At 71.5% G+C, this 26,100-nt stretch carries 27 protein-coding genes, 2 tRNA genes and 1 riboswitch; of the genes, 19 read left to right on the forward strand and 10 right to left on the reverse strand.

The annotated features are described in order from the left end of the window. The first annotated feature begins 61 nt into the window (after positions 1 to 61). From EV187_RS08845 to gatB, 7 genes are all read left to right on the forward strand, one after another. Entirely contained in the window at positions 62 to 658 is a 597-nt protein-coding gene (locus EV187_RS08845; RefSeq protein ID WP_130352692.1) for a hypothetical protein, read from the forward strand. 186 nt (positions 659 to 844) lie between these two features. Next, positions 845 to 1,675, forward strand: a complete 831-nt coding sequence (locus tag EV187_RS08850; protein ID WP_130352693.1) for a hypothetical protein — start codon at positions 845 to 847, stop codon at positions 1,673 to 1,675. Between the two features lie 40 nt (positions 1,676 to 1,715). After that, a complete protein-coding gene (ligA, locus tag EV187_RS08855; RefSeq protein ID WP_423190881.1) occupies positions 1,716 to 3,989 on the forward strand; it encodes an NAD-dependent DNA ligase LigA in 2,274 nt (757 codons plus the stop codon). A 19-nt stretch (positions 3,990 to 4,008) separates the two neighbouring features. Continuing rightward, complete coding sequence (locus EV187_RS08860) at positions 4,009 to 5,796, forward strand: alkaline phosphatase family protein (protein WP_130352694.1); 1,788 nt, start codon at positions 4,009 to 4,011, stop codon at positions 5,794 to 5,796. A 71-nt stretch (positions 5,797 to 5,867) separates the two neighbouring features. Further along, positions 5,868 to 6,170: an Asp-tRNA(Asn)/Glu-tRNA(Gln) amidotransferase subunit GatC gene (gatC, locus tag EV187_RS08865; protein WP_130352695.1), complete on the forward strand. Its 303-nt coding sequence runs from the start codon at positions 5,868 to 5,870 to the stop codon at positions 6,168 to 6,170. Continuing rightward, positions 6,167 to 7,699, forward strand: a complete 1,533-nt coding sequence (gene gatA, locus EV187_RS08870; protein WP_130352696.1) for an Asp-tRNA(Asn)/Glu-tRNA(Gln) amidotransferase subunit GatA — start codon at positions 6,167 to 6,169, stop codon at positions 7,697 to 7,699. The genes gatC and gatA overlap by 4 nt, the downstream gene beginning before the upstream one ends. Next, on the forward strand, positions 7,699 to 9,213 hold the full coding sequence (gene gatB, locus EV187_RS08875) for an Asp-tRNA(Asn)/Glu-tRNA(Gln) amidotransferase subunit GatB (RefSeq protein WP_130352697.1): 1,515 nt from the start codon (positions 7,699 to 7,701) through the stop codon (positions 9,211 to 9,213). The genes gatA and gatB overlap by 1 nt, the downstream gene beginning before the upstream one ends. A 57-nt stretch (positions 9,214 to 9,270) precedes the next feature. Here gatB and EV187_RS08880 read toward each other — a convergent pair whose 3' ends face one another. Beyond that, a complete protein-coding gene (locus tag EV187_RS08880; protein ID WP_165391149.1) occupies positions 9,271 to 10,572 on the reverse strand; it encodes an acyltransferase family protein in 1,302 nt (433 codons plus the stop codon). A gap of 189 nt (positions 10,573 to 10,761) precedes the next feature. Between EV187_RS08880 and EV187_RS08885 the strand changes: the two genes are divergently transcribed. The 8 genes from EV187_RS08885 to EV187_RS08920 all read left to right on the forward strand — a co-directional run bounded on the left by EV187_RS08885 (position 10,762) and on the right by EV187_RS08920 (position 17,259). Then, positions 10,762 to 11,406 carry a hypothetical protein gene (locus EV187_RS08885; RefSeq protein WP_130352699.1) on the forward strand — a complete coding sequence of 215 codons (645 nt, stop codon included), beginning with the start codon at positions 10,762 to 10,764 and terminating at the stop codon, positions 11,404 to 11,406. A gap of 79 nt (positions 11,407 to 11,485) precedes the next feature. Beyond that, positions 11,486 to 12,778 (forward strand): DNA polymerase IV, encoded by a 1,293-nt coding sequence (locus tag EV187_RS08890; RefSeq protein ID WP_130352700.1) that lies wholly within the window; start codon positions 11,486 to 11,488, stop codon positions 12,776 to 12,778. 29 nt (positions 12,779 to 12,807) lie between these two features. Further along, complete coding sequence (locus EV187_RS08895) at positions 12,808 to 13,182, forward strand: hypothetical protein (RefSeq protein WP_130352701.1); 375 nt, start codon at positions 12,808 to 12,810, stop codon at positions 13,180 to 13,182. Positions 13,183 to 13,267: 85 nt separating this feature from the next. After that, positions 13,268 to 13,377: riboswitch (TPP riboswitch) on the forward strand. Positions 13,378 to 13,447: 70 nt separating this feature from the next. Then, complete coding sequence (locus tag EV187_RS08900; RefSeq protein ID WP_242609512.1) at positions 13,448 to 14,044, forward strand: ECF transporter S component; 597 nt, start codon at positions 13,448 to 13,450, stop codon at positions 14,042 to 14,044. Position 14,045: 1 nt separating this feature from the next. Continuing rightward, entirely contained in the window at positions 14,046 to 15,545 is a 1,500-nt protein-coding gene (locus tag EV187_RS08905) for an ABC transporter ATP-binding protein (protein WP_242609513.1), read from the forward strand. Beyond that, complete coding sequence (locus EV187_RS08910; protein WP_130352703.1) at positions 15,542 to 16,321, forward strand: energy-coupling factor transporter transmembrane component T family protein; 780 nt, start codon at positions 15,542 to 15,544, stop codon at positions 16,319 to 16,321. The genes EV187_RS08905 and EV187_RS08910 overlap by 4 nt, the downstream gene beginning before the upstream one ends. A 21-nt stretch (positions 16,322 to 16,342) precedes the next feature. Continuing rightward, a complete protein-coding gene (locus tag EV187_RS08915) occupies positions 16,343 to 17,002 on the forward strand; it encodes an AAA family ATPase (RefSeq protein ID WP_130352704.1) in 660 nt (219 codons plus the stop codon). Then, complete coding sequence (locus EV187_RS08920; protein WP_130352705.1) at positions 16,999 to 17,259, forward strand: hypothetical protein; 261 nt, start codon at positions 16,999 to 17,001, stop codon at positions 17,257 to 17,259. Before EV187_RS08915 ends, EV187_RS08920 begins: the two co-directional genes overlap by 4 nt. Before the next feature lie 15 nt (positions 17,260 to 17,274). Here the strand turns inward: EV187_RS08920 and EV187_RS08925 are convergent, their stop codons facing one another. The 4 genes from EV187_RS08925 to orn all read right to left on the reverse strand — a co-directional run bounded on the left by EV187_RS08925 (position 17,275) and on the right by orn (position 19,675). Continuing rightward, positions 17,275 to 18,531 (reverse strand): serine hydrolase family protein, encoded by a 1,257-nt coding sequence (locus EV187_RS08925; protein WP_130352706.1) that lies wholly within the window; start codon positions 18,529 to 18,531, stop codon positions 17,275 to 17,277. A gap of 25 nt (positions 18,532 to 18,556) precedes the next feature. Beyond that, positions 18,557 to 18,904 (reverse strand): metallopeptidase family protein, encoded by a 348-nt coding sequence (locus tag EV187_RS08930; RefSeq protein ID WP_130352707.1) that lies wholly within the window; start codon positions 18,902 to 18,904, stop codon positions 18,557 to 18,559. A 31-nt stretch (positions 18,905 to 18,935) separates the two neighbouring features. Then, positions 18,936 to 19,011 (reverse strand) — tRNA-His (locus EV187_RS08935). A gap of 43 nt (positions 19,012 to 19,054) precedes the next feature. Further along, positions 19,055 to 19,675 (reverse strand): oligoribonuclease, encoded by a 621-nt coding sequence (gene orn, locus EV187_RS08940; RefSeq protein ID WP_130352708.1) that lies wholly within the window; start codon positions 19,673 to 19,675, stop codon positions 19,055 to 19,057. A gap of 71 nt (positions 19,676 to 19,746) precedes the next feature. Between orn and EV187_RS08945 the strand changes: the two genes are divergently transcribed. Continuing rightward, complete coding sequence (locus EV187_RS08945) at positions 19,747 to 20,340, forward strand: uridine kinase family protein (RefSeq protein WP_242609514.1); 594 nt, start codon at positions 19,747 to 19,749, stop codon at positions 20,338 to 20,340. Positions 20,341 to 20,393: 53 nt separating this feature from the next. Here the strand turns inward: EV187_RS08945 and EV187_RS08950 are convergent. After that, positions 20,394 to 20,466 (reverse strand) — tRNA-Arg (locus EV187_RS08950). A gap of 31 nt (positions 20,467 to 20,497) precedes the next feature. Beyond that, on the reverse strand, positions 20,498 to 21,718 hold the full coding sequence (locus EV187_RS08955) for a cation:proton antiporter (RefSeq protein WP_130352709.1): 1,221 nt from the start codon (positions 21,716 to 21,718) through the stop codon (positions 20,498 to 20,500). Between the two features lie 135 nt (positions 21,719 to 21,853). Here EV187_RS08955 and nadE point away from each other — a divergent pair, with 135 nt between their 5' ends. Continuing rightward, positions 21,854 to 22,675, forward strand: a complete 822-nt coding sequence (nadE, locus tag EV187_RS08960; RefSeq protein WP_130352710.1) for an ammonia-dependent NAD(+) synthetase — start codon at positions 21,854 to 21,856, stop codon at positions 22,673 to 22,675. Between the two features lie 22 nt (positions 22,676 to 22,697). On the opposite strand, the gene EV187_RS08965 is transcribed toward nadE, so the two are convergent. From EV187_RS08965 to mgrA, 3 genes are all read right to left on the reverse strand, one after another. Then, positions 22,698 to 23,348 (reverse strand): hypothetical protein, encoded by a 651-nt coding sequence (locus EV187_RS08965; RefSeq protein WP_130352711.1) that lies wholly within the window; start codon positions 23,346 to 23,348, stop codon positions 22,698 to 22,700. Between the two features lie 75 nt (positions 23,349 to 23,423). Further along, complete coding sequence (locus EV187_RS08970; RefSeq protein ID WP_130352712.1) at positions 23,424 to 23,675, reverse strand: hypothetical protein; 252 nt, start codon at positions 23,673 to 23,675, stop codon at positions 23,424 to 23,426. An 80-nt stretch (positions 23,676 to 23,755) separates the two neighbouring features. After that, a complete protein-coding gene (gene mgrA, locus EV187_RS08975) occupies positions 23,756 to 24,763 on the reverse strand; it encodes an L-glyceraldehyde 3-phosphate reductase (protein ID WP_130352713.1) in 1,008 nt (335 codons plus the stop codon). Between the two features lie 17 nt (positions 24,764 to 24,780). Between mgrA and msrA the strand changes: the two genes are divergently transcribed. Both msrA and ssb read left to right on the forward strand, forming a co-directional pair. Then, positions 24,781 to 25,305, forward strand: a complete 525-nt coding sequence (gene msrA, locus EV187_RS08980) for a peptide-methionine (S)-S-oxide reductase MsrA (RefSeq protein WP_130352714.1) — start codon at positions 24,781 to 24,783, stop codon at positions 25,303 to 25,305. 184 nt (positions 25,306 to 25,489) lie between these two features. Continuing rightward, positions 25,490 to 26,032, forward strand: coding sequence for a single-stranded DNA-binding protein (gene ssb, locus EV187_RS18530; RefSeq protein ID WP_207221793.1), 543 nt, complete (start codon positions 25,490 to 25,492; stop codon positions 26,030 to 26,032). The last annotated feature ends 68 nt before the right edge of the window (positions 26,033 to 26,100 follow it).

Here is a 26,100-nt window from a genome sequence, read left to right on the forward strand (position 1 = left end):
GTTCCGGAACCTGGATCCGGCACCCTCGACGCGCCCGGTGGCCACCATCGAGGCACGACCCGTGGACTGGGAGGTCCTCGACTCCGGTCCGATCACCACCGAGGAGATCATCGAACGCCAGCGGGAGCGCTTCGGCGGCGTGAAGGTCGGGTCGGCGTTCTTCGGGTGGCTCACGGCGACCGGCACCGCGGGTCTCCTCGCGGGGCTCCTCCTTGCCATCGGTGCGGTGCTCGGGCTCGACTTCACCGGGCCGGGGGCGTTCGCCGGGTTCGGACCCCTCGATGCCGAGGCGGCGGGCTGGATCGGCGCGGGCACATCGCTCGCGATCCTGATCGTCGCCTTCTACTGCGGCGGCTACGTCGCGGGGCGCATGGCACGCTTCAGCGGCGTCGTGCAGGGCATCGCCGTCTGGGTCTGGGCGATCGTCATCGCGATCGTCGGGGCGATCCTCGGCGTGGTGCTCGACAGCCGGTACGACCTCATCCCCGACGGCCTGGTCGAGGTCCCGCGCGTCGCGTTCTCAGAGGACATCCTCGTGCTCGCGGGGGTCGTCGCCGCGGTCGTCGTCGTCGTCGCGACCCTCGGCGGCGCCATCCTCGGCGGCATGGCCGGGGTCCGGTACCACCGGAGGGTCGATCGCGTCGGGCTGGACGGGTAGCCCACCCGATCGCACGGCGAGCCCGAGTTCGGCCCGCGAACCCTGAACACGCGCCGAGTGTTCGCTGCACGCGCGAGCACGTCGGACGGGCCGCTGTCAAGGCCTCGTCGGGTCGTTCCCTCCTCCCGTAGATTCGCGGTGACGCCGCCACCCCCGGCGTGCAAACCCCATCACGAGGAGGCCACCGTGAGTACCCCGCGAGACCCCGACCGATACCCCGAGCGACCGACCGCCACCGGAGACACCACCGCCCTGCCCGCCGACGACCGTGCCGATGCGCGACATGTCGCCGTCGACCGCGACGGCGACGGCGTGGACGACCGGCGCGAGGCGGCCGCACCCGTCGTCGACCGCGACGGCGACGGCGTGGACGACCGACGCGAGGCGGCCGCACCAGTCGTCGACCGCGACCGCGACGGCGTGGACGACCGGCGCGAGGCGGCCGCCCGCGTCGCCGACCGACGCGAGGTCGTCGCCCGCGAACGCGAGGCGTTCGGCGGCGTGAAGGTGGGCGCGGCCTTCTTCGGCTGGCTCACCGCATTCGGCACCGCGACGATCCTCACGGCACTGCTCGCCGCGACCGGGGCGGCACTCGGGCTCGGCGCGGAGGACGTCGAGGCGGCCGCCGACCAGGTCGGACTCGACGCCGGAAGCGTGGGCTGGATCGGCGCGATCGCGCTGCTCGTCATCCTGTTCGTCGCGTACTACTGCGGCGGCTACGTCGCCGGCCGCATGGCGCGGTTCAACGGCATGGTGCAGGGCCTCGCCGTGTGGGTGTGGGCACTCGTCATCGCGATCGTCGTGGCCCTGCTCGGCGTGGTGGTCGGCAGCCAGTACGACGTGTTCGCCGACCTCAACGTCTTCCCGCGCATCCCGCTGAGCGAGGGCGATCTCACGTTGGCCGGCATCCTCACGGCGATCGTGGTCGCGCTCGCGAGCCTCGGAGGCGCGATCCTCGGCGGCAAGGCCGGCACGCACTACCACCGCAAGGTCGACCGCGCCGGATTCGGGGGCTGACGTCGACGGCCGCGTCGGAGGGCGTCCCTAGACTGTCGATGTGGTGGACGACGACATCGACCAGGGCATCAGCCTCTCCGACGCGGCCGACGAGGTGGAGCGCCTCACGATCCGCATCAACGAGGCCCGCGACGCGTACTACGAGCGCGACACGACGATCATCTCCGATGCGGAGTACGACGGGCTCATGCACGAGCTCGAGGCGCTCGAGCGCGCATACCCCGAGCTCCAGAGCCAGGACAGCCCCACGCTGACCGTGGGCGGGCGGGGCGAGACGACGCTCTTCGCGCCCGTCGAGCACGCCGAACGCATGCTGAGCCTCGACAACGTGTTCTCCTCCGACGAGCTTGCGGAATGGGCGACGCGGGCCGAGGCGGCGGCCGGTCGCCCGGTGCACTGGCTCTGCGAGCTCAAGATCGACGGCCTCGCGATCAACCTCCGCTACCAGAACGGGCGGCTCGTCACGGCGGCCACGCGCGGCGACGGCCGCGTCGGCGAAGACGTCACCGAGAACATCCGCTACATCCCCTCGATCCCCACCAGGCTCGCGGGCACCGGGCATCCGCCGCTCGTCGAGGTGCGCGGCGAGGTGTTCTTCCCCGTCGCCGCGTTCGACGAGCTGAACGCGAAGCAGGCCGCGGCGGGCGAGCGGGAGTTCGCGAATCCGCGCAATGCCGCGAGCGGATCACTGCGACAGAAGGCCGAGGGCAAGAACGCCGCCCAGCTCGCCCTCATGCGCGACCGGCTCGATCGCCTGCGCATGCTCGTGCACGGCATCGGCGCATGGCCCGACCCGCCCGTGAGCTCGCAGTCCGAGGTCTACGAGCTCCTCGCGAGCTGGGGGCTCCCCACGAGCGCCCACTTCCGCGTGCTCGACTCCGTCCAGGGCGTGCAGGAGTTCGTGGCGTACCACGGCGAGCACCGCCACGACGTCGAGCACGAGATCGACGGCATCGTCGTGAAGGTCGACGAGCTCGCCCTGCACGACGAGCTCGGCGCCACGTCACGCGCCCCGCGCTGGGCGATCGCCTACAAGTACCCGCCCGAGCAGGTCAACACCAAGCTCCTCGACATCGTCGTGAGCGTCGGCCGAACCGGCCGGGCGACGCCGTTCGCCGTCATGGAGCCCGTGCGAGTGGCGGGGTCGGTGGTGCGGCAGGCGACGCTGCACAACCAGGAGGTGGTGAAGGCCAAGGGCGTGCTCATCGGCGACACCGTGGTGCTGCGCAAGGCGGGCGACGTGATCCCAGAAGTGCTCGGGCCGGTCGTCGAACTGCGCGACGGCACCGAGCACGCGTTCGTGATGCCGTCGGAGTGCCCCGAGTGCGGCACGCCCCTCCGGCCGATGAAGGAGGGCGACATCGACCTCCGCTGCCCCAACGCCGAGAGCTGTCCGGCGCAGGTGCGCGGGCGGGTCGAGCACATCGGGTCGCGCGGCGCGCTCGACGTCGAGGCGCTCGGCGAGGTGTCGGCGGCGGCGCTGACGCACCCCGCGGTGCCCGAGGTGCCGCCCCTGCCCACCGAGGCGGGCCTGTTCGACCTCACGGTGCGCGAGCTCTTCCCGATCGAGGTCGTCGTCCGCGATGTCGAGACCGGGCTGCCACGCCTGGAGGACGACGGCACGCCCGTCTATCGGGCGCCGTTCCGGCGCATCCGACGGCGCACCGGTCGCGATGCCGATCCCGCGTACGACCCCGATGCCGCCGAGTTCGCGGGCGACGCGACCCACGTCCCGTCGAAGGCCGCGTACGAGCTCATCGCCAACCTGGAGCTTGCCAAGTCGAAGCCGCTCTGGCGCCTCCTCGTCGCGCTCAACATCCGGCACGTCGGGCCGGTGGCGGCCCGCGCGCTGGCCGAGCACTTCGGCTCGCTCGACGGGATCCGCGCGTCGACCGACGCCGACCTCGCCGAGGTCGACGGGGTGGGGCCCACCATCGCGGACTCGCTGCGGGAGTGGTTCGCCGTCGACTGGCATCGCGACATCGTCGATCGCTGGGCGGCATCCGGCGTGCAGTTCGCGACGCCCGGGCATGCCGGTCCCGGCGCGGCCGCGGCAGCCGGTGGCGTGCTCGCCGGGCTCACGGTGGTCGCGACCGGCAGCCTCGAGGGATTCACGCGAGAAGGGGCACAGGAAGCTATCATCGCGGCAGGCGGGAAAGCGGCCTCGAGCGTGTCGAAGAACACCGACTTCGTCGCGGCGGGGCCGGGGGCCGGATCGAAGCTGGCGAAGGCGGAGAGCCTCGGCGTCCGGGTCATCGACGCCGCGCAGTTCGCGCGGCTCGTGACCGAGGGGCCGGGCGCACTCGACGCCTGACACGGGGAGTGGGGGCGACGTGGCGCACGACGAGGCGGAGGGCGCGGCGGAGGGCGCCGGGCACGAGCACGCGGACTCGCCCGGCGACGGCGCGGGCACCTCGCGGCGCGACTTCCTGAAGATCGGGGGCGCTGCCGCGGCGGGTGCCGTCGTCGGCGGAGGCATCGGCGCGGCGGCCGGCGCCGCGATCGGCCACTCCGCGGGATTCGCCGAGGGCGCGGACTTCTTCGTGCCGCTCACGGCGCGCCAGGAGGCCGGCTTCGACCACCTCGTCGTGCTGATGGGCGAGAACCGCTCGTTCGACAACCTCCTCGGCTACCTCTACTCAGGTGACGACCTGCCCGACGGCGAGAGGTACGAGGGACTCGCCTTCGGCGACTACCGCAACACGTCGCCCGACGGCACCGTCGTGGCCGCGCATGTGTACGAGGGCCCGACCGACGACATCATGGGCCGCCCCAACCCCGACCCGGGCGAGGAGTTCCCGCACGTCAACACGCAGATCTTCGGCACGGTCGACCCCGCCACCAACGCGGAGCTCTTCGTCGAGGCCATGAGCGCCCCGTACAACGCGCCGTCGCGCGACGTGGATGCGACGATGTCGGGATTCGTGCGCGACTACTGGATCAACTTCATGCGGCTCCGCAAGGGCACCCCGCCGTCCGCCGAGGAGGCGGCCCAGATCATGGGCTCGTTCTCACCCCAGATGCTCCCCGTGCTCTCGACGCTCGCGAGGAACTTCGCCGTCTACGACAACTGGTACTGCGCGGTGCCCTCCCAGACGTTCTGCAACCGCTCGTTCTTCCACGCGTCGACGTCGCACGGGTTCGTCACGAACAAGGCCGGCGGCGGCTACGAGAAATGGCTCGACGCCGCCGCGTCGCCGACGATCTTCAACCGGCTCGAGGAGGCCGGCATCTCGTGGCGCATCTACTACGACGAGCTCCAGCTGGTCTCGTTCACGGGCGTCCTGCACGCACCCGTGCTCGAGCAGTACTGGCGCACCGACCACTTCGCGACGATGAGCGACTTCTACGAGGACGTGAAGCTCGGCACGCTGCCCGCCTACTCGTTCATCGAGCCGCGCATGACGTACAACCACAACGACTTCCATCCTCCGTTCGGCAAGCTCAAGGAGGACGTCGTCGAGGGCCGGCCCGTCATCGACTCCGCCGTCTCCGACGTCCGCGCCGGCGAGGCCCTGGTGCACGAGATCTACGAGGCCATCAAGCGCAGCGCGCGCCCCGACGGCTCGAACGCCATGAACACGATGTTCCTCATCACCTTCGACGAGCACGGCGGAACCTACGATCACGTGCCGCCGCCGCCGGCGACGCCGCCGCACGCCGACTCCGACGGCGAGATGGGGTTCCGATTCGACCGGCTGGGATGCCGCGTGCCCGCGATCGCGGTCTCGGCCTACACGCGGGCGGGCACGATCGTCCACGACGAGATGCACCACGCGGCCGTCATCGCCACCCTCTCGCGGTTGCACGGACTGCAGCCGCTCACCCGTCGCGACCTCGGCGCGAACAACCTGTTCAACGCCGTGAACCTCGACCAGCCCCGCCAGCCCATCAGCTGGCCGTCCACCTCGCCCCAGTACATCCCGCCGAACCCGCAGACCGAGGCGCCGCATCCGGCGCACGCCCACAAGGACAAGCCGCTCAGCCCGCCCGCGCACGGCCTGCTCGGGCTGCTCCTCGCGAAGTACGGCACGCCCGACGACGAGGAACCCGAGACGTACGCCGACGCCTACGAGCTGCTCCACCGCTACGGGGTCGGGCTGTTCGGCAAGCCGCGGTAGGCGCCGTCGAGAGCAGGTCGCGGCGCCACGGATAGAATCGGTGCATCCCCACCCCGACACGACGGAGCAGCATGTCCGAAATCAGTGCGGAGCAGGTCGCCCACCTCGCGAACCTCGCCCGCATCGCGCTCACCGAGGAAGAGATCGAGCACCTCACGGCGGAGCTCGGCCAGATCATGCAGGCGGTCGAGAAGGTGAGCGAGGTGGCCACGCCCGACGTGCCGCCGACGAGCCACCCGATCCCCATGCACAACGTGTTCCGCGACGACGTCGTGGGCGACAACGTGCTGTCGCCCGAGCAGGCGCTCTCGGGCGCGCCCGAGTCCGACGGCTCGCGGTTCGTGGTCTCGGCGATCCTGGGGGAGGAGCAGTGAGCGACCTCATCCGCCTGTCCGCCGCCGAGCTCGGCGAGCGTCTCGCCTCGGGCGACGTCTCCTCGGTCGAGGCGACGCAGGCTCACCTCGACCGCATCGCCGCCGTCGACGGCGCCGTGCACGCGTTCCTGCACGTCGATGGCGAGCGCGCCCTCGAGACCGCCGCCGACATCGACCGCCGACGTGCGGCGGGCGACCGGCTCGGCGCCCTCGCGGGCGTGCCGATCGCCATCAAGGACGTGCTGGTCACCGAGGGCATGCCCTCGACGGCCGGCTCCCGCATCCTCCAGGGCTGGCTCCCGCCGTACGACGCCACCCCGGTGCGCCTCGTGCGCGAGGCGGGCATGGTCCCGCTCGGCAAGACCAACATGGACGAGTTCGCGATGGGCTCCTCCACGGAGCACTCCGCGTACGGCCCGACCCACAACCCGTGGGACCTCGAGCGCATCCCCGGTGGCTCCGGCGGCGGTTCGGCGGCATCCGTGGCGAGCTTCGAGGCGCCGCTGGCCCTCGGCAGCGACACGGGCGGCTCGATCCGCCAGCCCGCGCACGTCACCGGCACCGTCGGCGTGAAGCCGACCTACGGCGCGGTGAGCCGGTACGGCTCGATCGCGCTGGCCTCGTCGCTCGACCAGATCGGCCCGGTCACGCGCACCGTGCTCGACGCGGCGCTGCTGCACGACGTGATCGCCGGGCACGACCCGCACGACTCCACGTCGATCCCCGAGCCGTGGCCGTCGATGGCCGACGCGGTGCGCCGGGCGGATGTCGCGGGGCTGCGCATCGGCGTCGTGAAGCAGCTCGACTCCGACGGGTTCCAGGCGGGCGTGCGCCAGCGGTTCCACGAGGCGCTCGAGCTGCTCGAGCGGCAGGGCGCCGAGATCGTCGAGGTCTCGGCCCCGCACTTCGAGTACGCGATCGCCGCGTACTACCTCATCCTCCCGGCCGAGGCGTCGTCGAACCTCGCGAAGTTCGACTCCGTGCGCTTCGGACTGCGGGTCACGCCCGACGGCGGCGGCACGGTCGAGCAGGTCATGGCGGCCACGCGCGAGGCCGGGTTCGGCCCCGAGGTCAAGCGCCGCATCATCCTCGGCACCTACGCCCTCTCCGCCGGGTACTACGACGCCTACTACGGCAGCGCGCAGAAGGTGCGCACGCTCGTGCAGCGCGACTTCGACGCCGCGTTCGCGAGCGTCGACGTGCTCGCGACTCCCACCGCGCCGACGACCGCGTTCAAGCTCGGGGAGAAGCTCGACGACCCGCTCGCCATGTACCTCAACGACGTCGCGACGATCCCGGCGAACCTCGCGGGCGTGCCGGGCATCTCGATCCCCGCCGGGCTCGCACCCGAGGACGGACTTCCCGTGGGCATCCAGTTCCTGGCGCCGGCCCGTGAGGACGCGCGACTCTACAACGTCGGCGGCGCGCTCGAACAGCTGCTGCTCGCCGAGTGGGGCGGCCCGATCCTCGACCGGGCCCCCGATCTCAGCACCCATGAACTGCTCGCGACCGAGGAGGGCGCCGTCTGATGGCCCGCGCTGAACTGATGGACTACGACAAGGCCCTCGAACTCTTCGAGCCGGTCATCGGCCTCGAGGTGCACGTCGAGCTGAACACCACCACGAAGATGTTCTCGCCCGCGCCGAACCCCGCGAACTCCGCGTTCCACGGCGCGGAGCCGAACACGCTCGTGACCCCCGTGTGCCTGGGCCTGCCGGGTTCGCTTCCCGTCGTCAACGGTGCTGCGGTGCGCTCGTCGATCTCGCTCGGGCTCGCGCTCGGGTGCACGATCGCCGAGTCGAGCCGCTTCGCCCGGAAGAACTACTTCTACCCCGACCTCGCGAAGAACTACCAGATCTCCCAGTACGACGAGCCGATCGCCTACGAGGGATCGGTCGAGGTCGAGCTCGCGAACGGTCGGGTCTTCCAGGTGCCGATCGAGCGCGCCCACATGGAGGAGGACGCCGGCAAGCTCACGCACGTGGGCGGCTCCACCGGCCGCATCCAGGGCGCGGAGTACTCGCTCGTCGACTACAACCGCGCCGGCGTGCCGCTCGTCGAGATCGTCACGAAGCCGATCTTCGGCGCCGAGGCCGACGCACCCGAGCTCGCCAAGGCGTACGTCTCGACGATCCGCGACATCGCGCTCTCGCTCGGCATCTCCGAGGCGCGCATGGAGCGCGGCAACCTGCGCTGCGACGCGAACGTCTCGTTGCGCCCGCGCGGCACCGAACCCCTCGGCACGCGCACCGAGACGAAGAACGTGAACTCGTTCCGCTCGATCGAGCGAGCCGTGCGCTACGAGATCCAGCGACAGGCCGCCATCCTGGCGAAGGGCGGCACGATCACGCAGGAGACCCGTCACTGGCACGAGGACACCGGCACGACCAGCCCGGGGCGGCCGAAGTCCGATGCCGACGACTACCGGTACTTCCCCGAGCCCGACCTCCTGCCGGTCGAGCCGTCGCGGGAGCTCATCGAGGAGCTGCGGGCGGTGCTTCCCGAGCCGCCGGCTGCGCGTCGTCGCCGGCTGAAGGGCGAATGGGGCTTCACCGACCTCGAGTTCCAGGACGTGGTGAACGGCGGGCTGCTCGTCGAGGTCACATTGACCGTCGCAGCCGGGGCGACGCCCGCTGCCGCCCGCAAGTGGTGGACCGGCGAGCTGACCCGTCTCGCGAACGCCGGCCAGACGGATGCCGCGTCGCTCGCGACGCCCGAGCAGGTCGCCGAGCTCGCGGCGCTGGTCGGCGAGGGCGTGCTGACCGACCGCCTCGCGCGTCAGGTGCTCGAGGGCGTCGTCGCGGGCGAGGGATCGCCGCGCGAGATCGTCGAGGCCCGCGGGCTCGCCGTCGTGTCCGACGACGGTGCGCTGGTGGCGGCGATCGACGAGGCGCTCGCGTCGCAGCCCGACGTGCTCGCGAAGATCCGCGACGGCAAGGTGCAGGCGGCCGGTGCGGTCATCGGCGCCGTCATGAAGGCCATGCACGGCAAGGCGGATGCCGCGCGGGTGCGCGAGCTCGTGCTGGAGCGCGCCCAGGGCTGATCGCCGCGACGCTTCGGTCGCCTCATCGCTCGGGCGGCCGAAGCGCCGAGGCGGATGCTAGGGCGTCACGGCCGTCGGACCCGTGGGGCCGCGCTCCCGCACCCGCGCCGGGAGCGGGCTCATCAGCAGCACGGCGGCGGCGAGGATGAGCGCGCTCGACGCCGCCACGAGGAAGTCGAGCCCCCAGGCCAGCAGCGCGAACGACGGGATGACCATGCACGCGGCTGCGAGCCCGGTCGCCCAATCGGACGGGTGGTGGATCGGCGACGGACGCTCCAGCCGACCGAACAGTGCCGAGATCGCCGCGAGCACCACGACCACCGCCACGAAGACCACGGGCCTCGTCCACCACCACGCGGCCGAACCGGCGGCGGGCGTGGGCAGCGGCGTGAGCAGCAGCAGCCCGATGACCAGCGCGAGCACCGGAACGTGCCACAGGTAGATCGTCATCATGCGGGATCCGACGGTGGCGACGACCACCTGCACCGATCGCAGCGCCATGAGACGGGTCAGGGCGGGATGCGCGAGCAGCATCAGGCACGTCTGCCCGAGCGCCAGCGCGACGATCGCGAAGGTCGGCGGGTAGAGGTTGTCCAGCATGTTGCCGGAATAGCCGATCCCGACGAGCCCGAACAGCACCAGGTAGGCTCCGGCGCCGATCGCCGCCACGGTGGCCGGAGACCTGGCCCGGAACCAGCCGTCGGCGATCCAGAAGCCCAGTTGCTGTGCGAACAGCCAGACGAAGGTCATGTCCAGCAGGCCGAGGGCCTCGAATCCGGTGGCGAATCGCAGCACGTCGCAAGCCACGGCGCCCGCGACCAGTGTGGCGAGTGTCCACCAGGGCGCCCGGGCGTGGAAGGTCGCGAGTCCGGGCAGGTATGCCTGCGCGAAGGAGTAGGCCGCGAGGAACCACAGCGGCGAGGTGATGCCGATCCCGATGAGCCGGATGGACTCGGGGTCGACGCCCGTGAGGTGCATCACGAGCACAGCGACCGCCAGCGCCGCGAAGAGGGCGATCGACGGACGTGCCAGCCGGAGGATCCTGGAGCGGATGAAGTCGGCCGCGGTTCCGCCGGATGCCTCGATGCGGCGCCAGGCGCCGATCCCGACGAAGCCGCCGACGACGAAGAAGAGGGGCATGATCTGCGCGATCCAGGTGACCGGGCCGATCCAGCTCGTCTCGAGGAGCGTGCGCTCGACCACCAGCCCGCGGCCGGGAACGACCGCCGCGCCGATCATGAGCATGTGGCCGATGACCACCACCACCACGCAGAGCACGCGCACGAGATCCATCACGGGATCGCGCGCCGTTCGGCCGGGCATGGGGGAGGCGGAACGGGTTGCGCTGGACTCGCTCACGGCCCCTCCGACTCGGCTTGGCTGGCTTACCGCAAGTGTCGCACGATCCGGCGCGGGCAGGACCGGGCGACTCGGCCGAGATCTGCGGATGCCGCGCACACCGGCGGCAGCGGGCATTCGGGGACTCACAGGCGACTTGATGCTGGCGGCCATAGATTGGTCGTCCCCTGAACGATTGACGAGGACACCATGGGCTTCCTGGACCGACTGTTCGGCGCTCCCGACGAGCGCACCGCCCCACCGGCGCCGCCCGTGCCGCAGGCCCGACAGCTGAGCGAGGACGAACTGGCGATCGAGCGCTACCGCTACCTGCTGCGCACCGCGCCGCCCGAGTCCATCGAGGCGGTGCACGCGGAGGCGTTCGCCAAGCTGACGCCCGAGCAGCGCCACCAGGTGTACGTCTCACTGTCCGAGCAGGCCCCGGCCGGCGAGCGCATCACGTCCGAGGATCCGGCCGCGCTCGCGCGCGCCGCGACGCGTTCGGAGATGCGCCAGCCCGGAAGCATGGAGCGCGCGTTCGCGGGTGCCTCCGCGAACGGCCGACCGATGCAGGCGGGTCCGTCGATGGGCGCCATGATCGGCAGCTCGATGCTCGGCACCATCGCCGGTGTCGTCATCGGTTCGGCCATCGCCCAGGCGTTCCTGCCCGACCCTTCGGCGTTCGAGGCGGGTGGCGACGGTTCCGGTGACACGGGCTCCGACTCCGGTGCCGACGCCGGTGCTGACGCCTCGGCGGATGCCGGCGGGTACGACGGTGGCGGCGACGTCGGCGGAGGCGGGTTCGGCGACTTCGGCGGCGGCGACTTCGGCGGCGGCGGCGACTTCGGCTTCTGAGTCCGGCCCGTTCGCGCGGCGCCCCGCTTCCGGTCGCGCCCGGACCACCGATGACGGCGGCAGGGACTAGGGTCGCAGCATGAGCAAGCAGGACGGCTCGTCGCGGCAGGTCACGACGGGTCCCGTCGACGATTCGGCGACCCCGATCCTGCACGTCGACATGGATGCGTTCTTCGTCTCCGTCGAACTGCTCAAGCGACCCGATCTGCGCGGCAAGCCGGTGCTCGTCGGCGGCACCGCGGGGCGCGGCGTGGTCGCTGCGGCGAGCTATGAGGCACGCCGCTACGGCGTGAACTCGGCGATGCCGATGTCGGTCGCGCTTCAGCGTTGTCCGAACGCGGTGGTGCTTCGCGGCGACTACGCGAGCTACTCGAGCTACTCGAAGCAGGTCATGGGCATCTTCGAGCAGATCACGCCGCTCGTGGAGCCGCTCTCGATCGACGAGGCGTTCCTCGACGTGTCGGGCGCACGCCGCCTGCACGGCAGTCCCGCCCAGATCGCCTGGACGATCCGCGAGCGCGTCCGCGCCGAGACCGGCCTGAGCTGCTCCATCGGCGTCGCAGCGACCAAGTACGTCGCGAAGGTGGCGTCGAGTCGCGCGAAGCCCGACGGCATGCTCGTCGTGCCCGCGGCGCAGACGATCGAGTTCCTGCACCCGTTGCCCGTGTCCGCGCTCTGGGGCGTCGGGCGCGTGACCGAGGAGTCCCTCACCAGGGTCGGCCTGAGAACGGTGGGCGATGTCGCCGAGATGCCCTACGACGCGCTCGAGCGCTCGGTGGGTCCCGCGCTCGCCGCGCGGCTGAGCCGACTCGCCAACGGCATCGACCCCCGCGACGTGCACACCACGCGCACGGAGAAGAGCATCGGCCACGAGAACACGTTCGGCCACGACCTCGTCGACCCGATCGAGATCCGTCGCGAGCTGTTGCGGCTGTCGAACAACGTCGCCGTTCGCCTGCGCAAGGCCGGCCTCGTCGGGCGCACGGTGACCCTCAAGCTGCGCTACGGCGACTTCCGCACCGTCACGCGGTCGCGCACGCTGGGCGAGGCCACGGATGTCGCGCGTCGCATCTATGACGAGGCATCCGACGCCCTGGCCGAGCTGGTCGGCGACGGCGAGCGGGTGCGGCTCATCGGCGTGCGCGCCGAGCACCTGAGGCCGTCCGGCAGCGGATCGATGCTGTGGGATCCCGACGAGGAGTGGCGCGACGCCGAGCGCACGATCGACCGGGTCACCGCGAAGTTCGGCACAGGTGCGGTCCGCCCGGCGACGCTCGTCCGGCCCGGTGGCGAGCGCCGTGCCGCGGGGTCGCGCACCGACCCCGACGATGACGACCCCGCGGCCACCGCCGCCGCGGGCTGGGGGTGGTAGGCCGAGGCAACCGCGAGTAGCGTGGCCGCATGGCTGAACTCGTACTGGAACTCGCACAGACCGTCGCCGGCGTCGGAGTGAAGACGTCCTACGGGGAACCCATCGACATCGACGGCACCACGGTGATCCCCGTGGCGCTCGGCTCCTACGGGTTCGGCGGTGGGGGCGGCACCACCGACGCAGACGCCGGCACGGCGTCGAGCGGCACCGGCTCGAGGGAACTCCACGGGCAGGGCAGCGGCGGAGGCGGCGGCGGAATCTCCATTCCGCTCGGCGCATACGTCGGCAAGCGCGGCGAGGTGCGCTTCGAGCCGAACCTCATCGGGCTCATCCTCGTGGCGACTCCCTTCATCTGGGTCACCGGCAAGGCACTGAAGGCGATCATTCGCGCGCTGAAGCACTGATCCCGACCACCGGCCGCCGTCGCTCGCGAGGTGACGTCACGCGTAACGCGATGCCCGACCGATGCGCGTCCGCCAGCGTATACTCGATGTCGAACACGGGAGTCCGGTGAGCCGGGCTGAGAGGAAGGTTCTCAACCTTCGACCGTCGAACCTGATCTGGGTCATGCCAGCGCAGGGAGGGCAGCGCATCTCATTTCCCGTGCCTCTTTCATCGAAACGGAAGGGCACGACAGTGCACGCAACGACCACTTCATCCGATTCCACCGTGCGCCCCGATGCGCGACGACTGCGCTGGCGAGTCGTCGACATCGTCGTCGCGAGCGTCATCGGCGTCGCCGTCGGCGTCGTCTTCTGGGCTTGGGGCGTCGTCTGGGGCCCGATCTCGGCGCCGATCGAGGCCGTGCTCCCCGGCCTGCAGGCGGCGCCCGCCGCCGTCTGGCTCATCGCCGGCGTGCTCGGTGCGCTGGTGATCCGCAAGCCGGGCGCCGCGATCTACACCGAGATCGTCGCCGCCACCGTCTCCGCGCTCATCGGAAGCCAGTGGGGCGGGCTCCTCACGATCGAGGCCGGGCTCGTTCAGGGCCTCGGCGCCGAGCTCGTCTTCGCGATCTTCCTGTATCGCAACTGGCGGCTTCCGGTGGCGCTGCTCGCCGGCGCCGGCGCCGGCCTCGCGATGGCGATCAACGACCTGGTGCTCTGGTACGCCGGTGCCGCGCCCGCGTTCGCGATCATCTACACCGTCTCCGCCGTCGTGGGCGGCGCCGTGATCGCCGGCGGCCTATCGTGGCTCGCAGTGCGCGGCCTCGCCCGGGCCGGGGCGCTGGATCGGTTCGCCGCGGGACGCGAGCTCCGGACGGTCTGACGTGCCGACGCGAGACGCGTCGTCGCCCCGCCCCGCGTCGGTGACGGCGCGGGGCTGGGGCTGGCGGCACGGCGGGCGTCGCGAGCCCGCCGTGCGCGACCTCGACCTCCAGATCCGCCCCGGAGAACGGGTGCTGCTGCTCGGTGCGTCGGGGTCGGGCAAGTCGACGCTGCTGCACGGCCTCGCCGGCGTGCTCGGCGGCGACGACGACGGCGAGGCGATCGGCGAGCTGCTCGTGGACGGCCGGCCGGCCTCGCTGTCGCGCGGCCGCTCCGGCCTCGTCCTGCAGGATCCCGACGCGCAGGTCGTGATGGCGCGGCTCGGCGACGACGTGGCGTTCGGCCTCGAGAACCTCGGGGTCGCGCGCGAGCAGATCTGGCCGCGAGTGACGCGGGCGCTCGACGCGGTGGGACTCGACCTGCCCCTCGATCACGCGACCGCCCAGCTGTCGGGCGGGCAACGGCAGCGGCTCGCGTTGGCCGGTGTGCTCGCGATGCGCCCTGGCATCATCCTGCTCGACGAGCCGACCGCGAACCTCGATCCCGACGGCGTCCGCGAGGTGCGCGATGCCGTCGCCCGTGTCGTGGACGAGACGGGGGCGACGCTCGTCGTGATCGAGCATCGCGTATCCACCTGGCTGCCCGTCGTCGACCGCGTCGTCGTGCTCGGCGCAGCGGGCGGGCTGCTCGCAGACGGGCGGCCACGCGACGTGGTCGCCTCCCGTTCGGGTGAGCTGCGCGCCGCCGGCGTGTGGCTTCCCGGCGAAGTGCCGTGGCGCGCGCCGCGGCCCGAAGCGGCAGCGGGGCATCCGCTGTTGACCGCCGCGGGTCTCGACGTCGCGCGGATCCCGGGCTCGCCCCTGCTGCGCGGCGCCGACCTGCGCGTCGACGCGGGGAGCATCCTCGCGATCACGGGGCCGAACGGCGTCGGCAAGTCGACGCTCGCCCTCACGATCGCGGGCTTGCTCCGAGCCGAGGGCGGCCGGCTCGAGCCGAGCGCCGCACTCGCCGACGGACTCCGCGGTGCGCCCTGGCGCTGGCGCTCACGCGATCTGCTCACGCGGATCGGCACGGTGTTCCAGAGCCCCGAGCACCAATTCCTCACCGGCTCGGTACGGGCCGAGCTCGAGGTCGGGCCGCGCGCCCTCCGGCTCGGTGCAGTGGAGCGCACCGCACGAGTCGACGAGCTGCTCGCCGCCCTGCGACTCGAGCGGCTCGCCGAGGCGAACCCGTTCACGCTGTCGGGCGGCGAGAAGCGGCGGCTCTCGGTGGCCGGCGCGATCGCCACCCGACCGCGCATGCTGGTGCTCGACGAGCCGACGTTCGGGCAGGACGCCTCCACCTGGCGGGAGCTGGCGCGCCTGATCGTCGGGCTTCGGGACGAGGGAATCGGGGTCGTCGCGGTGACCCACGACGACGTGTTCGTCGACGCGGTCGCCGACCGCCGGCTCGAGATCGGCGCGCGCCGGGTGGCCCCTGCCGAGCACGGGGATCGCCGATGAGCATCGCCGCCGTCCGTCCCGACCTGCCGCTCGCGAACGTCAATCCCGTCGCGAAGGTCGCCGCCACGGTGCCGCTCAGCATCGTGCTCGTGCTCACCCTCGATGCGGTCTCGGCGACCGTCGCGATCCTCTGCGAGATCGTCCTGTTCACGGCCATCGGCCTCGGACCGCTGCTGTGGTCGCCGCGCACGCTTCCGGTCTGGATCGCGGCGCCGCTCACCGGCATCAGCATGGTGCTCTACGGCGCGCCGTCCGGCGCGGTCCTCTGGGAGTTCGGCATCGTCCATGTCACCGAGGGCTCGGTGCAGATCGGGATCGCGACCACGGCGCGGGTCATCGCGATCGCGCTGCCCGCGGTCGTGCTCTTCCTCACGATCGACCCGACCGACCTCGCGGACGGGCTCGCCCAGACGCTCCGCCTGCCGGCGCGATTCGTGCTCGGTGCGCTCGCGGCGCTCCGGCTCGTGGGCTCGTCGATCGACGATTGGCGCACCCTGAGCCTCGCCCGCCGTGCTCGCGGAATCGCCGATCACGGCGCGGTGCGTCGTGGGCTCGGACAGGCCTTCGCCATGCTCGTGCTCGCCATCCGGCGGGGGAGCACCCTCGCGACGGCGATGGAAGCTCGCGGATTCGGGGCGCCGGGCGAGCGCACCTGGGCTCGCACGGCGCACTTCGGGCGCGCCGAGTGGGTCGTCGTCGCGGTCGGATGCCTCGTCGCCGCCGCGTCGGCGACCGCCGCGATCGCCACCGGGAGCTGGAATGTCATCTGGTCGTGACGCGCGAGGGATGCCGCGAGCGTGATCGGGACGACCCCCGCACGGGACCCCGACGGGGAGCCGACGGCCGCCGCGGTCCGCGTCGCCCTTGCGGCGGCCCGCGGCATCCGGGCCCCGCTCGTGCTCCTCGACGGACCGAGCGGCGCAGGGAAGTCGACGCTGGCCGATGCCCTTCGGGCGAACTGGCCGGGTGCGACCCCCGTGCTCGTGCGCCTCGACGACGCCTACCCCGGCTGGCACGGTCTCGAGCGCGCCGGCGACGCGCTCGCCCGGACGCTCGTGCATCGGCGTCGTCGGGGCGCCATCGGAGGCTGGCGGCGGTGGGACTGGGCCGGCGATCGCCCGGGTGCGCTCGAGCGCGTGCGCCCCGGCCGCGCGCTCATCATCGAGGGATGCGGCGCATTCGCCGCGGGGGCGTCGGCGCCCGACGCCGTGCGCATCTGGATCGATGCGCCCGATGCGGTGCGCCGACGACGAGCCCTCGACCGTGACGACGGTGCGTACGATCCGTTCTGGGACCTCTGGGAACGCCAGTGGCGTCGATACGTGCACCGCACCTCGCCCGAGCGGCGTGCGGCGGTGCGTCTCCGTGCCGCGCCCGACGGACGGGTCGAGCCCGAGCCGGTCGCGGGTGCGGCTCCTGTGCACGCCCCGATCCCGAGGGCTAACGTAGTCCCATGAGCGCAGACACGGGAGCAGCACAGTACGTCGCCGAATTCATCGACGGCCCGCTGGAGGGTGAGTTCGAACACCGCGTCCTCGTGGGGGGCAAGGCCGAGTCGCGCGTGGGCATGATGGCCGCGGTCGATGGGCTGGAGTCGCTGTTCTGGTACGACGCGGTCGACGAGCGCCAGGTCAACGGGCAGCTGCGGGTGCGCTTCCGCTTCGACGCCGACGACTCCGACCCCGTGGAGTTCGACGAGGACGACAACGACTGACGGCCGACCGTGCGGTCAGTCCTCCTGGCCGGCGAAGAAGGCTCCGATCAGGGTCGCCGGGTTCGTGAGGCGCCAGACCGGCCCGGGATCGCGGATGTCGCCCGCGAGCCGGAGCGGTGACGCGATCTCCCCGGCCGCGGTCGGCACGCTCACCCGTCCGACCTCGCGTCCCTCTGGTGCGACAGAGAAGTCGTCGACCGAGACGGATGCCTCGCCGAAGGCGCTGCCCCACGCGGCATCCGACCGATCGACCGATGCGACGAGGTCGGCCTGGTCGCCCCACGGCGCCTCGACCCGGGCGTAGGGTGTTCCCGCGGCGATGACCGTCACCGGCGCGGACGCCGCAGCGGCCGACTCGACCGCGGTCACGACGGCGGGGTCGAGCGTCTCGTAGTCGGGCATCAGCAGCATCGCGCCCGTGATGCGTCGCGGGCCGCCGTCCACGCCCTCGACGACGGGAAGCTCGGCGGTGTACACGTAGCTGAGGCCGGCCTGGTCGGTGAAGCTGCGCGTGATCGCGCGCACATCGCCGTCGCTCTCGCGGCCGACGAGATCGGGCACGTTGCGGGCGCCGAGCGGCGCGGCGCCGGGCTCGTCGAGCATCGCGGCGAGCTGGCCGTCGGCGAGGAGCAGGGCCGCCAGGCGCGCGAGCTCATCGGCGGTGCCGACATTGTCGCCGGAGAGCCCGGTCGCATCGTCGACCCGGGTGGCGGTGAAGCCCTGCTCGGCGAGCCAGGTGTTGGCCGCCTCGACGTACGGCTCGACGCCGCCGAACGCCCAGCGGACGAGGGTGTCGGCGTGGTTGTTGCTCGAGGCGAGCAGCACGGCCCGCACGACATCGCGTTCCGTCCAGGTCTCGCCAGGGGAGACCGGCAGGGACCTGGATCCCTCGCCCGAGTACCGCAGGTAGTCGGTGTAGTCCTCGGGGCCGATGGGAATGGCCGGTCCGGCGCCGTCTGCCGGAAGCGGCAGCGAATCGAGGGTCACGAGCAACGTCACCATCTTCGCGGCGCCGCCGATCGGCACGGCCGCGGGGTCGCCGGCCGTCGCGACGGTCTCACCGGCGCCGTCGTCTCCGACCACCGCGATCGCGCTCGCCCCCGCCTGGGGCAACGAGAGGGCCGGGACCTCGGCGGCGGACGTGGCAGCTGGTTCGAGTGAGACCGACACCTCGGGAAGCGGCCCGAGGAGCATCGCGGGGCCGTAGACGCCGATGCCGAGGATCGCGACGGCGCCGATGACGATGCCGATGATCCGGCCGGGGGAGGTCATGGGATTCAGCGTAACCCGGCCCGGATCACGCCCAGCCCAGGTCGTGCAGCCGGTCGTCGTCGATCCCGTAGAAGTGCGCGATCTCGTGCACCAGGGTGACGTGGATCTCCTCGCGGAGCTCCTGCTCGTCGGCCGCGATCGCGAGCAGCGGCTCGCGGAACAGGATGATGCGGTCGGGCATCTCGCCCATGCCGTAGCGGTCGCGTTCGGTCAGCGCGTAGCCGTCGTAGAGGCCGAGCAGGTCGAGCGATCCGTCCTCGGGTCGGTCCTCGACGACGAACACGACGTTCTCGAGTCCGTCGACCATGTCGTCCGGCAATCGGTCGAGCTCATCGACCACCATCGCCTCGAACGCTTCGGCATCGAGTTGCACGACCTGCTCCGTTCGGAGGCGTGGGATGACTTGGGGTGAGTAACGGGGCTTGAACCCGCGACCTCCTGGACCACAACCAGGCGCTCTACCGACTGAGCTATACCCACCATGTACCGACCGCCGAGGCGATCTGGCAACTCAAAGAGACTACTACACCTTGGCCTCGAACTCGTCCACCACGGAGGCTGCGAGCGACTGCAGCTCCTGGCTCGATGGGCCGGGGTCGGCGACGAAGATCGCGCGCCGGTAGTACTGCAGCTCGCGGATGGACTCGAGGATGTCGGCGAGGGCCCGGTGGCCGCCGTTCTTGGCGGGGGAGTTGAAGTACGCGCGCGGGTACCAGCGCTTGGCGAGCTCCTTGATGGAGGAGACGTCGACGTTGCGGTAGTGCAGGTGACCGTCGAGCCGAGGCATGTACTTGGCGAGGAACGAGCGATCGGTGCCGATCGTGTTGCCCGCCAACGGCGCCTTCTGCTCCTCGGGAACGTGCTTCAGCACGTATTCGAGCACCTCGTACTCGGCCTCGGCGACGCTGACGCCGTTGGGGATCTCCTCGATGAGCCCGGACTCGGTGTGCATCGCCCGCACGAACTCGCCCATGTTCTCGAGGGCGCTCGCGTCGGGCCTGATGACGATGCTGAGCCCGGCATCGACGGGGTTGAGGTCGTAGTCGGTGATGATGACGGCGATCTCTACCAGCTCGTCGACCTCGAGGTCGAGGCCGGTCATCTCGCAGTCGATCCAGACCAGTCGGTCGCTCGGGGTTGCCATGCGGCGATTCTACCGGGGGCGTCGGACAGGCACTCGGCCCGTGCGCGCGTCCACGCTCCTAGGCTGGGCGGGTGGCGACATTCGACGAGCTCCTGCACGCCATCGATGCGGTGCGAGCGCAGCGGACGCGCACGGTGGTCGGTGTCTCGGGGTTCGGCGGGGCCGGCAAGTCGACCCTCGCGCGCCGCCTCGTCGACACGGTGCGCGGCAGCGCCCGGATGCGCGGCGACGACTTCGTCGATCCGACCCTCGCCGGCGAACGCTCGACCGATTGGTCCGCGGTGGAGCGGATGCGCCTGCGGAGCGAAGTGGTCGATCCCTTCCGCGCCGGTACTCCGAGCACGTTCCGCCGCTACGACTGGCTGACGGCCGCCCTCGCCTCCGCCGAGCCGCTGCCCGCGGCCGAGGTCCTCGTCATCAATGCGGTGGGCCTGTTCCATCCCGATCTCGACGGGGCGCTGGACCTGCGCGTGTGGGTCGATGTCGAGCTCGACGTCGCGACGGTCCGCGGGAAGGCGCGCGACCATCGCTCCGGCAAGGACCACGACCGACTGTGGGAGGACGTATGGACGCCGAACGAGCGCGACTTCGCGGAACGATTCCATCCGCGGGATGCGGCGGATGTGCTGTATGTCCCAGATGGCGACCCCGAACCCGGCGGATGACGCGTGACGGTCGATCGGGAGGCTCGCGTTCGCGGCATCCGACTGCCGCGCGGTGCCCCCGGCAGGAATCGAACCTGCGACCGACAGATTAGAAGGCTGCTGCTCTATCCGCTGAGCTACGGGGGCCGACCCGGCCAGCATACCGGGCGCCGCCGAGTCAGCCCTCTGTGGGCACGTGCACGTCGTCGTCGGGCTTCAGCGCCGCGGCATCCGGGGACCTGCGGCGCACGGTCAACGCGATGAGCGGGAAGAGCAGCACCGAGAGCATGCCGGCACCGACGAGCGCTGCCGCCGTGCCGGTCGAGAGGTCACCCTGATCCACTCCGATCGCCGTGACGGCGACGATGATCGGCAGCCCGGTCGCGCCGAAGAACGCGGTCGCGACGAGATCGGCGCGGCTCGAGCCGGGCGGCGCAGCGAGCAACGACGGGACGCCGCGGACGAGGAGCAGCAGCACGATGCTGATGGCGAGAAGGGCGATCGTCCACGGATCGGCGAAGAGGGCCTCCAGGTCGTACGTCACGCCCGTGTAGATGAAGAAGATCGGCACGAGGAAGCCGTAGCCGAGCGCCTCGATCTTGCCCTCCATGATCTCGACGTCGTGCTCGGGCGCGCCGGAGATGAGCATCCGGTAGAGGATTCCGGCGGTGAACGCGCCGAGCAGCATGTCGAGGTCGAGCACCAGGCTGAGGGCGACGAGCACGACGAGCACGAGCACCACGAGCCGGACGCCGAACTGGCCGCTCGTGTGCAGCGTCGCGGTGATGATCCGGTGCAGTCGCCGGCCGGCACCTCGAGCCGCGAGCCAGATGGCGATGGCGGCGACGAGCGCGAAGGCCAGCAGCACGAGCATCGCCACGAGCGGTGACCGACCCCCGAGGAAGATGGAGATCGCGAGCAGCGGACCGAACTCGCCCACGGCGCCGAGCGCGATGACCGCGATGCCGAACGGCGTCCTGAGGTCTCCGGAATCGCGCAGCACGGGCATGATCGTGCCGAGTGCGGTCGATGTGAGCGCGATGGCGATGAACACGGCGGCGGATGCGTGCGCGGCGAAGGTCACCGCGATGCCGAACGCGGCCGCGAGGGAGATGATCCAGCCGATCGCCGCGCGCGTGATGGGCCTCCCACGGATCGTCGCGAAGTCGATCTCGTTGCCGGCGAGGAAGAAGAGCATCGCGAGCCCGAACTCCGAGAGGAACGACAGGAAGTCGTCGGGGACGATCCAACCGAGGACGGCCGGTCCGAGCAGCAGGCCGAGCAGGATCTCGAACACCACGAGCGGGATCGCCACCACCCGGCCGAAGGCGCGCACGAGCAGCGGCGCCGCGACCGCGACCGCCGGGACGAGCACCAGCGTGCCGATCGAGACCTCCACGTCGCACCCCCCGGATCCGGCGCCGCGGTCCGCGCCTGCCGTGATGCTAGCGGAGCGCGGCCACGACGGCCGAGATCACGCGACGGCGTCGGGCGGTGTTGCGTCCGCGAAACACGTCGGCGGTATCGTCGAGGGATGCGCGACCTGCAGGCGAGCATCATCGCCGAACTCAATGTCAGCCCGGTCATCGACCCCGCCGAGCAGGTACGTGCTCGGATCGACTTCCTCAAGGCCTACCTCCGAACGACGGGCGCCGCCGGCTTCATCCTCGGGATCAGCGGCGGCCAGGACTCGTCGCTGGCGGGACGCCTCTGCCGGATGGCGGTCGAGGAGCTCGTCGACGAGGGCGACGCCGCCCGGTTCGTCGCGGTGCGGCTGCCGTACGACGTGCAGCACGACGAGGCCGACGCGCAGGTCGCCCTCGAGTTCATCCAGCCGCAGGAGTCGATCGAGTTCAACATCCAGGGCGCGGTCGACGGTCTCGGCGAGGAGTACTTCGACGCCACCGGCGTGACGCTGAGCGACTTCGGCAAGGGCAATGTGAAGGCGCGCATGCGCATGGTCGCGCAGTACGCCTTGGCCGGTGAGAACCACCTGCTCGTGATCGGCACCGACCATGCGGCCGAGGCGGTCACGGGCTTCTTCACCAAGTACGGCGACGGCGGAGCCGATGTGCTTCCCCTCACCGGGCTCACCAAGCGCCAGGGTCGCGCGCTGCTCCAGCACCTCGAGGCGCCCGAGCGCATCTACCTGAAGGTGCCGACGGCCGATCTGCTCGACGGGAACCCCGGGCAGTCGGATGAGGCGAACCTCGGCCTGAAGTACCACGACATCGACGCCTACCTCGAGGGTGAGGAGATCGATCCCGAGATCGCCGATCGCATCGAGGCCCGATTCCTCCAGACCCGCCACAAGCGGGCGGTGCCGGTCTCGATGTTCGACGACTGGTGGATCTGAGCGAGCTGCGGCCCGGAGCCCGCTAGGCCCGGGCGTCGTCGAGCGTCGGCGTCGGGGCCGTTGCCGTTGCCGGCTCGCCCGGCTGCGGCTCGATCGTCGCCGTCGACTGATAGCGCTCGTGGTGCTGTTCGGCCACCCACGCATCCTGGGCCTCGAGGGCGGTCTGCTCAGGTTCCTGCCGCTGCGAGCGCCAGCGCACCAGGTCGTTCTGGAACTGCTTGCGAGTGCGCGACGGATGCCGCTGCCACTCCAGCAGGCGGTCGCGGAACTCGACGACGGCGGGGTCGAGCTGGTAGCCGAACGTGGCCGACGCCCGCTTGAGCTCGTGGAGCTGGTGGGCCGCCCAGTTGGCGGCGACGTCCGAACCGCGGATCGGCAACAGGCGCACGACCATGTCGGCCTGGCCGACGGCGCGATCCGCGAGCACCTGCTCCTGCGGGGTGAGCGAGTTCCAGACCGATGCTTCGGTGGCCGCGTCGACCAAGGCCGCGATGGCTGCGGTCTTCGCCTCCCGGTCGCGCTGCGCGATGACCCGCCGGATGGCGGCGGACGCGATCCACGCGGCGAGCAGCCCGGCCGCGAGCACCGCGACGAAGAGCACCACGCCCGCGAAGACCGCCGGTCGGGCGGCACTCGAGGTGAGCCAGGAGATGAGGTCGTTCCACCACTGCATGTGGGCAGGCTACCCGTGGCGGGTGCCCGCACGGCCGAGGCGCGACGGCGTGCCCGGGATGACGGCGGCCGATGGTCAGCGGAAGCACTCCGCGGCATCCGCCGCCGACCAGAACTCGCCGAGGGCCATCGCGCGGACGCCGCCCCCGACCAGCCGTCGTGCCGCGTAGCGCTCGACGTCGCCGTGGGTACGGCGCTCGATGTGGCCGAGCACCGGTCCGCCCGGGAGGGCGACCCGCCAGAGTCCGGCGCCGACCGCGGTGATGGTGAGGCCGGGCGGTGCGGCCGGGAAGGTCTCGCGCGGGGCGGCGAGCACGGGTGCAGACATGACGCTCCTCTCATCGTGCAGCCGGCCCTGCGTCTGCGACGAGGCTAGGCGGAGCCGCCGACATCCGGAGCGTGCGCCCCTCAGCCCAGGGCGGTGCCGTGCGCCGCGAACGGCTCGATGCGCGCGATCTCGTCGTCGTCGAGCGGCGCCGCGTCGAGCGCGGCGACGTTCTGCTCGAGCTGTGCCACGCTCGATGCGCCGATGAGGGCGCTCGCCACCAGCGGCTCACGGAGGACCCACGACAGGGCGAGCTGCGCGATGCTCTGGCCGCGCTCCTTCGCGATGGCGTCGAGTCCGCGCATCCGCTCGAGGTACTCGGCGCTGATCTCCTCGGGCGAGAGGAATCGGCTCGTCGCTGCGCGCGAGTCCGCCGGCACGTCGCCCGACAGGTACCGGTCGGTCAACAGGCCCTGCGCGAGCGGCGAGAAGACGATGCTCGCCGCGCCGACCTCCTCGAGGACCGGGAACAGCCCGTCCTCGACGTGGCGGTCGAACATCGAGTACCGCGGCTGGTGGATGAGCAGCGGCACGCCCTCGGCTTCGAGCGCGGATGCCGCGGCGCGCGTCTGCTCGGGGTCGTAGTTCGAGATGCCCACGTACAGCGCTTTGCCCTGGCGCACGGCACTCGCGAGCGCCCCCATCGTCTCCTCGACGGGCGTCTCAGGGTCGGGCCGGTGCGAGTAGAAGATGTCGACGTATTCGAGTCCCAGGCGGCCGAGGCTCTGGTCGAGCGACGACAGCAGGTACTTGCGCGAGCCGAAGTCGCCGTACGGACCCGGCCACATGTCGTAGCCCGCCTTGGACGAGATGATGAGCTCGTCGCGGTAGGGCGCGAGGTCGGTCGCCAGCAGTCGCCCGAAGTTCTCCTCGGCGCTGCCCGCCGGCGGCCCGTAGTTGTTGGCGAGGTCGAAGTGCGTGATGCCCAGGTCGAACGCGCGCCGGACGATCGCACGCTGCGTGTCGAGCGGACGGTCGTGGCCGAAGTTGTGCCAGAGGCCCAGCGAGAGCGCGGGGAGCTTGAGGCCGCTTCTCCCGACGCGGTTGTAGCGCATGCGGTCGTACCGTTCGGGAATCGCGACGAAAGTCATCCCGTTACTCTATGGCGATGGAAAGCTACGTTCTCGCCGGCGGCTGCTTCTGGTGCCTCGACGCCGTCTACCGCACTCTCCGGGGCGTCGACGACGTCGTGTCGGGATACACCGGCGGCACCGCGCCCGACCCGAGCTACGAGGCCGTGTGCACCGGAAGCACCGGCCACGCCGAGGCCGTGCGTGTCGACTTCGACCCCGACGTCATCCCGCGCGAGGTGATCCTCGACGTCTTCTTCACGTTGCACGATCCCACCCAGCTGAATCGACAGGGGGCGGATGTCGGCACGCAGTACCGGTCGGCGATGTTCTTCGCCGACGACGACCAGCGTGCGGCCTTCGAGGCGGCGCGTGAACGGGCCGCCGACTGGTGGCCCGGCGACGTCGTGACCACCATCGAACCGCTCGGCGACTTCTTCCGCGCCGAGGAGTACCACCAGGACTTCTTCGCGAAGAACCCGGGGCAGGGGTACTGCCTCGCGGTCGCGCTGCCGAAGGTGAACAAGATCCGGCGGTCGTACGCCGACTACGTCCTCACCTGATCGACTCGTCCTCGACAACGCCCCCGTGCCGGACGCCGCGCACGGGGGCGTCCTCGTGCGCTTCGTGCCGCCCGCCCGCCGGTGATGCTGGTGCGACGCGGCATCCGGGGCATGGTCAGGCACGAGCAGCCCCGGATGCCGCGAGCCGCCGATCCGCGGTGGCGCAGACCGAGGAGCACAGACAATGACCGACAGCATCACCGTCACCGGGGTCGTGGGCAGCGACCCGCGCATGCACGTCACCACGCAGGGTCTCGCGATCACCTCGTTCCGCCTGGCCTCGACCCGGCGGTACTTCGATCGCACGAAGGGCTCGTGGGAGGACGGCGAGACCAACTGGTACACCGTCTCCGGCTTCCGCCAGCTCGCGCAGAACACCGCGGTCTCCGTCCACCGAGGCGATCGCGTCGTCGTCCAGGGCCGACTCCGCCTCCGGGCATGGGAGAGCGGGGAGAAGTCCGGCACGGCGATCGAGATCGAGGCCGACTCGATCGGGCACGACTTGGCCTGGGGCACGACGACCCTCATCAAGGTGCGACGCGAGAGCGCGACCGAGCCCGACCGGCCCGCCACCGGCTCCGACGCGGGCGGATGGCCGGGGGTCGCGTCGAGCTCGGAGGCCGTCGAAACGATCGACGGAGACGACGCGCCAGGGCTCGACGAGGCCGCGGCAGGTGAGTCCGACCTGTCCGGCATCGACGATGCGCAGCTCGCGGCAGCCGGTTGAGCGAGCCGGCCCGGCCGCCCGGACGAGCGCGGTGCCCACCGCATAGACTCGGCTCGGGCGGTCGCCGC

Origin of the sequence: Agromyces ramosus, from assembly GCF_004216665.1 — a bacterium.
GTDB classification, from domain to species: Bacteria; Actinomycetota; Actinomycetes; order Actinomycetales; family Microbacteriaceae; genus Agromyces; species Agromyces ramosus.

Bases quoted from the DNA above. Each gene is read 5' to 3' on its own strand.
- EV187_RS08970 (WP_130352712.1), bottom strand. From the start codon at position 23,675: ATGTCTGCACCCGTGCTCGCCGCCCCGCGCGAGACCTTCCCGGCCGCA.
- EV187_RS08895 (WP_130352701.1), top strand. From the start codon at position 12,808: ATGGCTGAACTCGTACTGGAACTCGCACAGACCGTCGCCGGCGTCGGA.
- mgrA (WP_130352713.1), bottom strand. From the start codon at position 24,763: ATGACTTTCGTCGCGATTCCCGAACGGTACGACCGCATGCGCTACAAC.
- EV187_RS08885 (WP_130352699.1), top strand. From the start codon at position 10,762: ATGGGCTTCCTGGACCGACTGTTCGGCGCTCCCGACGAGCGCACCGCC.
- EV187_RS08910 (WP_130352703.1), top strand. From the start codon at position 15,542: ATGAGCATCGCCGCCGTCCGTCCCGACCTGCCGCTCGCGAACGTCAAT.
- gatB (WP_130352697.1), top strand. From the start codon at position 7,699: ATGGCCCGCGCTGAACTGATGGACTACGACAAGGCCCTCGAACTCTTC.
- ssb (WP_207221793.1), top strand. From the start codon at position 25,490: ATGACCGACAGCATCACCGTCACCGGGGTCGTGGGCAGCGACCCGCGC.
- EV187_RS08920 (WP_130352705.1), top strand. From the start codon at position 16,999: ATGAGCGCAGACACGGGAGCAGCACAGTACGTCGCCGAATTCATCGAC.
- nadE (WP_130352710.1), top strand. From the start codon at position 21,854: ATGCGCGACCTGCAGGCGAGCATCATCGCCGAACTCAATGTCAGCCCG.
- EV187_RS08925 (WP_130352706.1), bottom strand. From the start codon at position 18,531: ATGACCTCCCCCGGCCGGATCATCGGCATCGTCATCGGCGCCGTCGCG.
- msrA (WP_130352714.1), top strand. From the start codon at position 24,781: ATGGAAAGCTACGTTCTCGCCGGCGGCTGCTTCTGGTGCCTCGACGCC.
- EV187_RS08965 (WP_130352711.1), bottom strand. From the start codon at position 23,348: ATGCAGTGGTGGAACGACCTCATCTCCTGGCTCACCTCGAGTGCCGCC.
- orn (WP_130352708.1), bottom strand. From the start codon at position 19,675: ATGGCAACCCCGAGCGACCGACTGGTCTGGATCGACTGCGAGATGACC.
- gatC (WP_130352695.1), top strand. From the start codon at position 5,868: ATGTCCGAAATCAGTGCGGAGCAGGTCGCCCACCTCGCGAACCTCGCC.
- EV187_RS08890 (WP_130352700.1), top strand. From the start codon at position 11,486: ATGAGCAAGCAGGACGGCTCGTCGCGGCAGGTCACGACGGGTCCCGTC.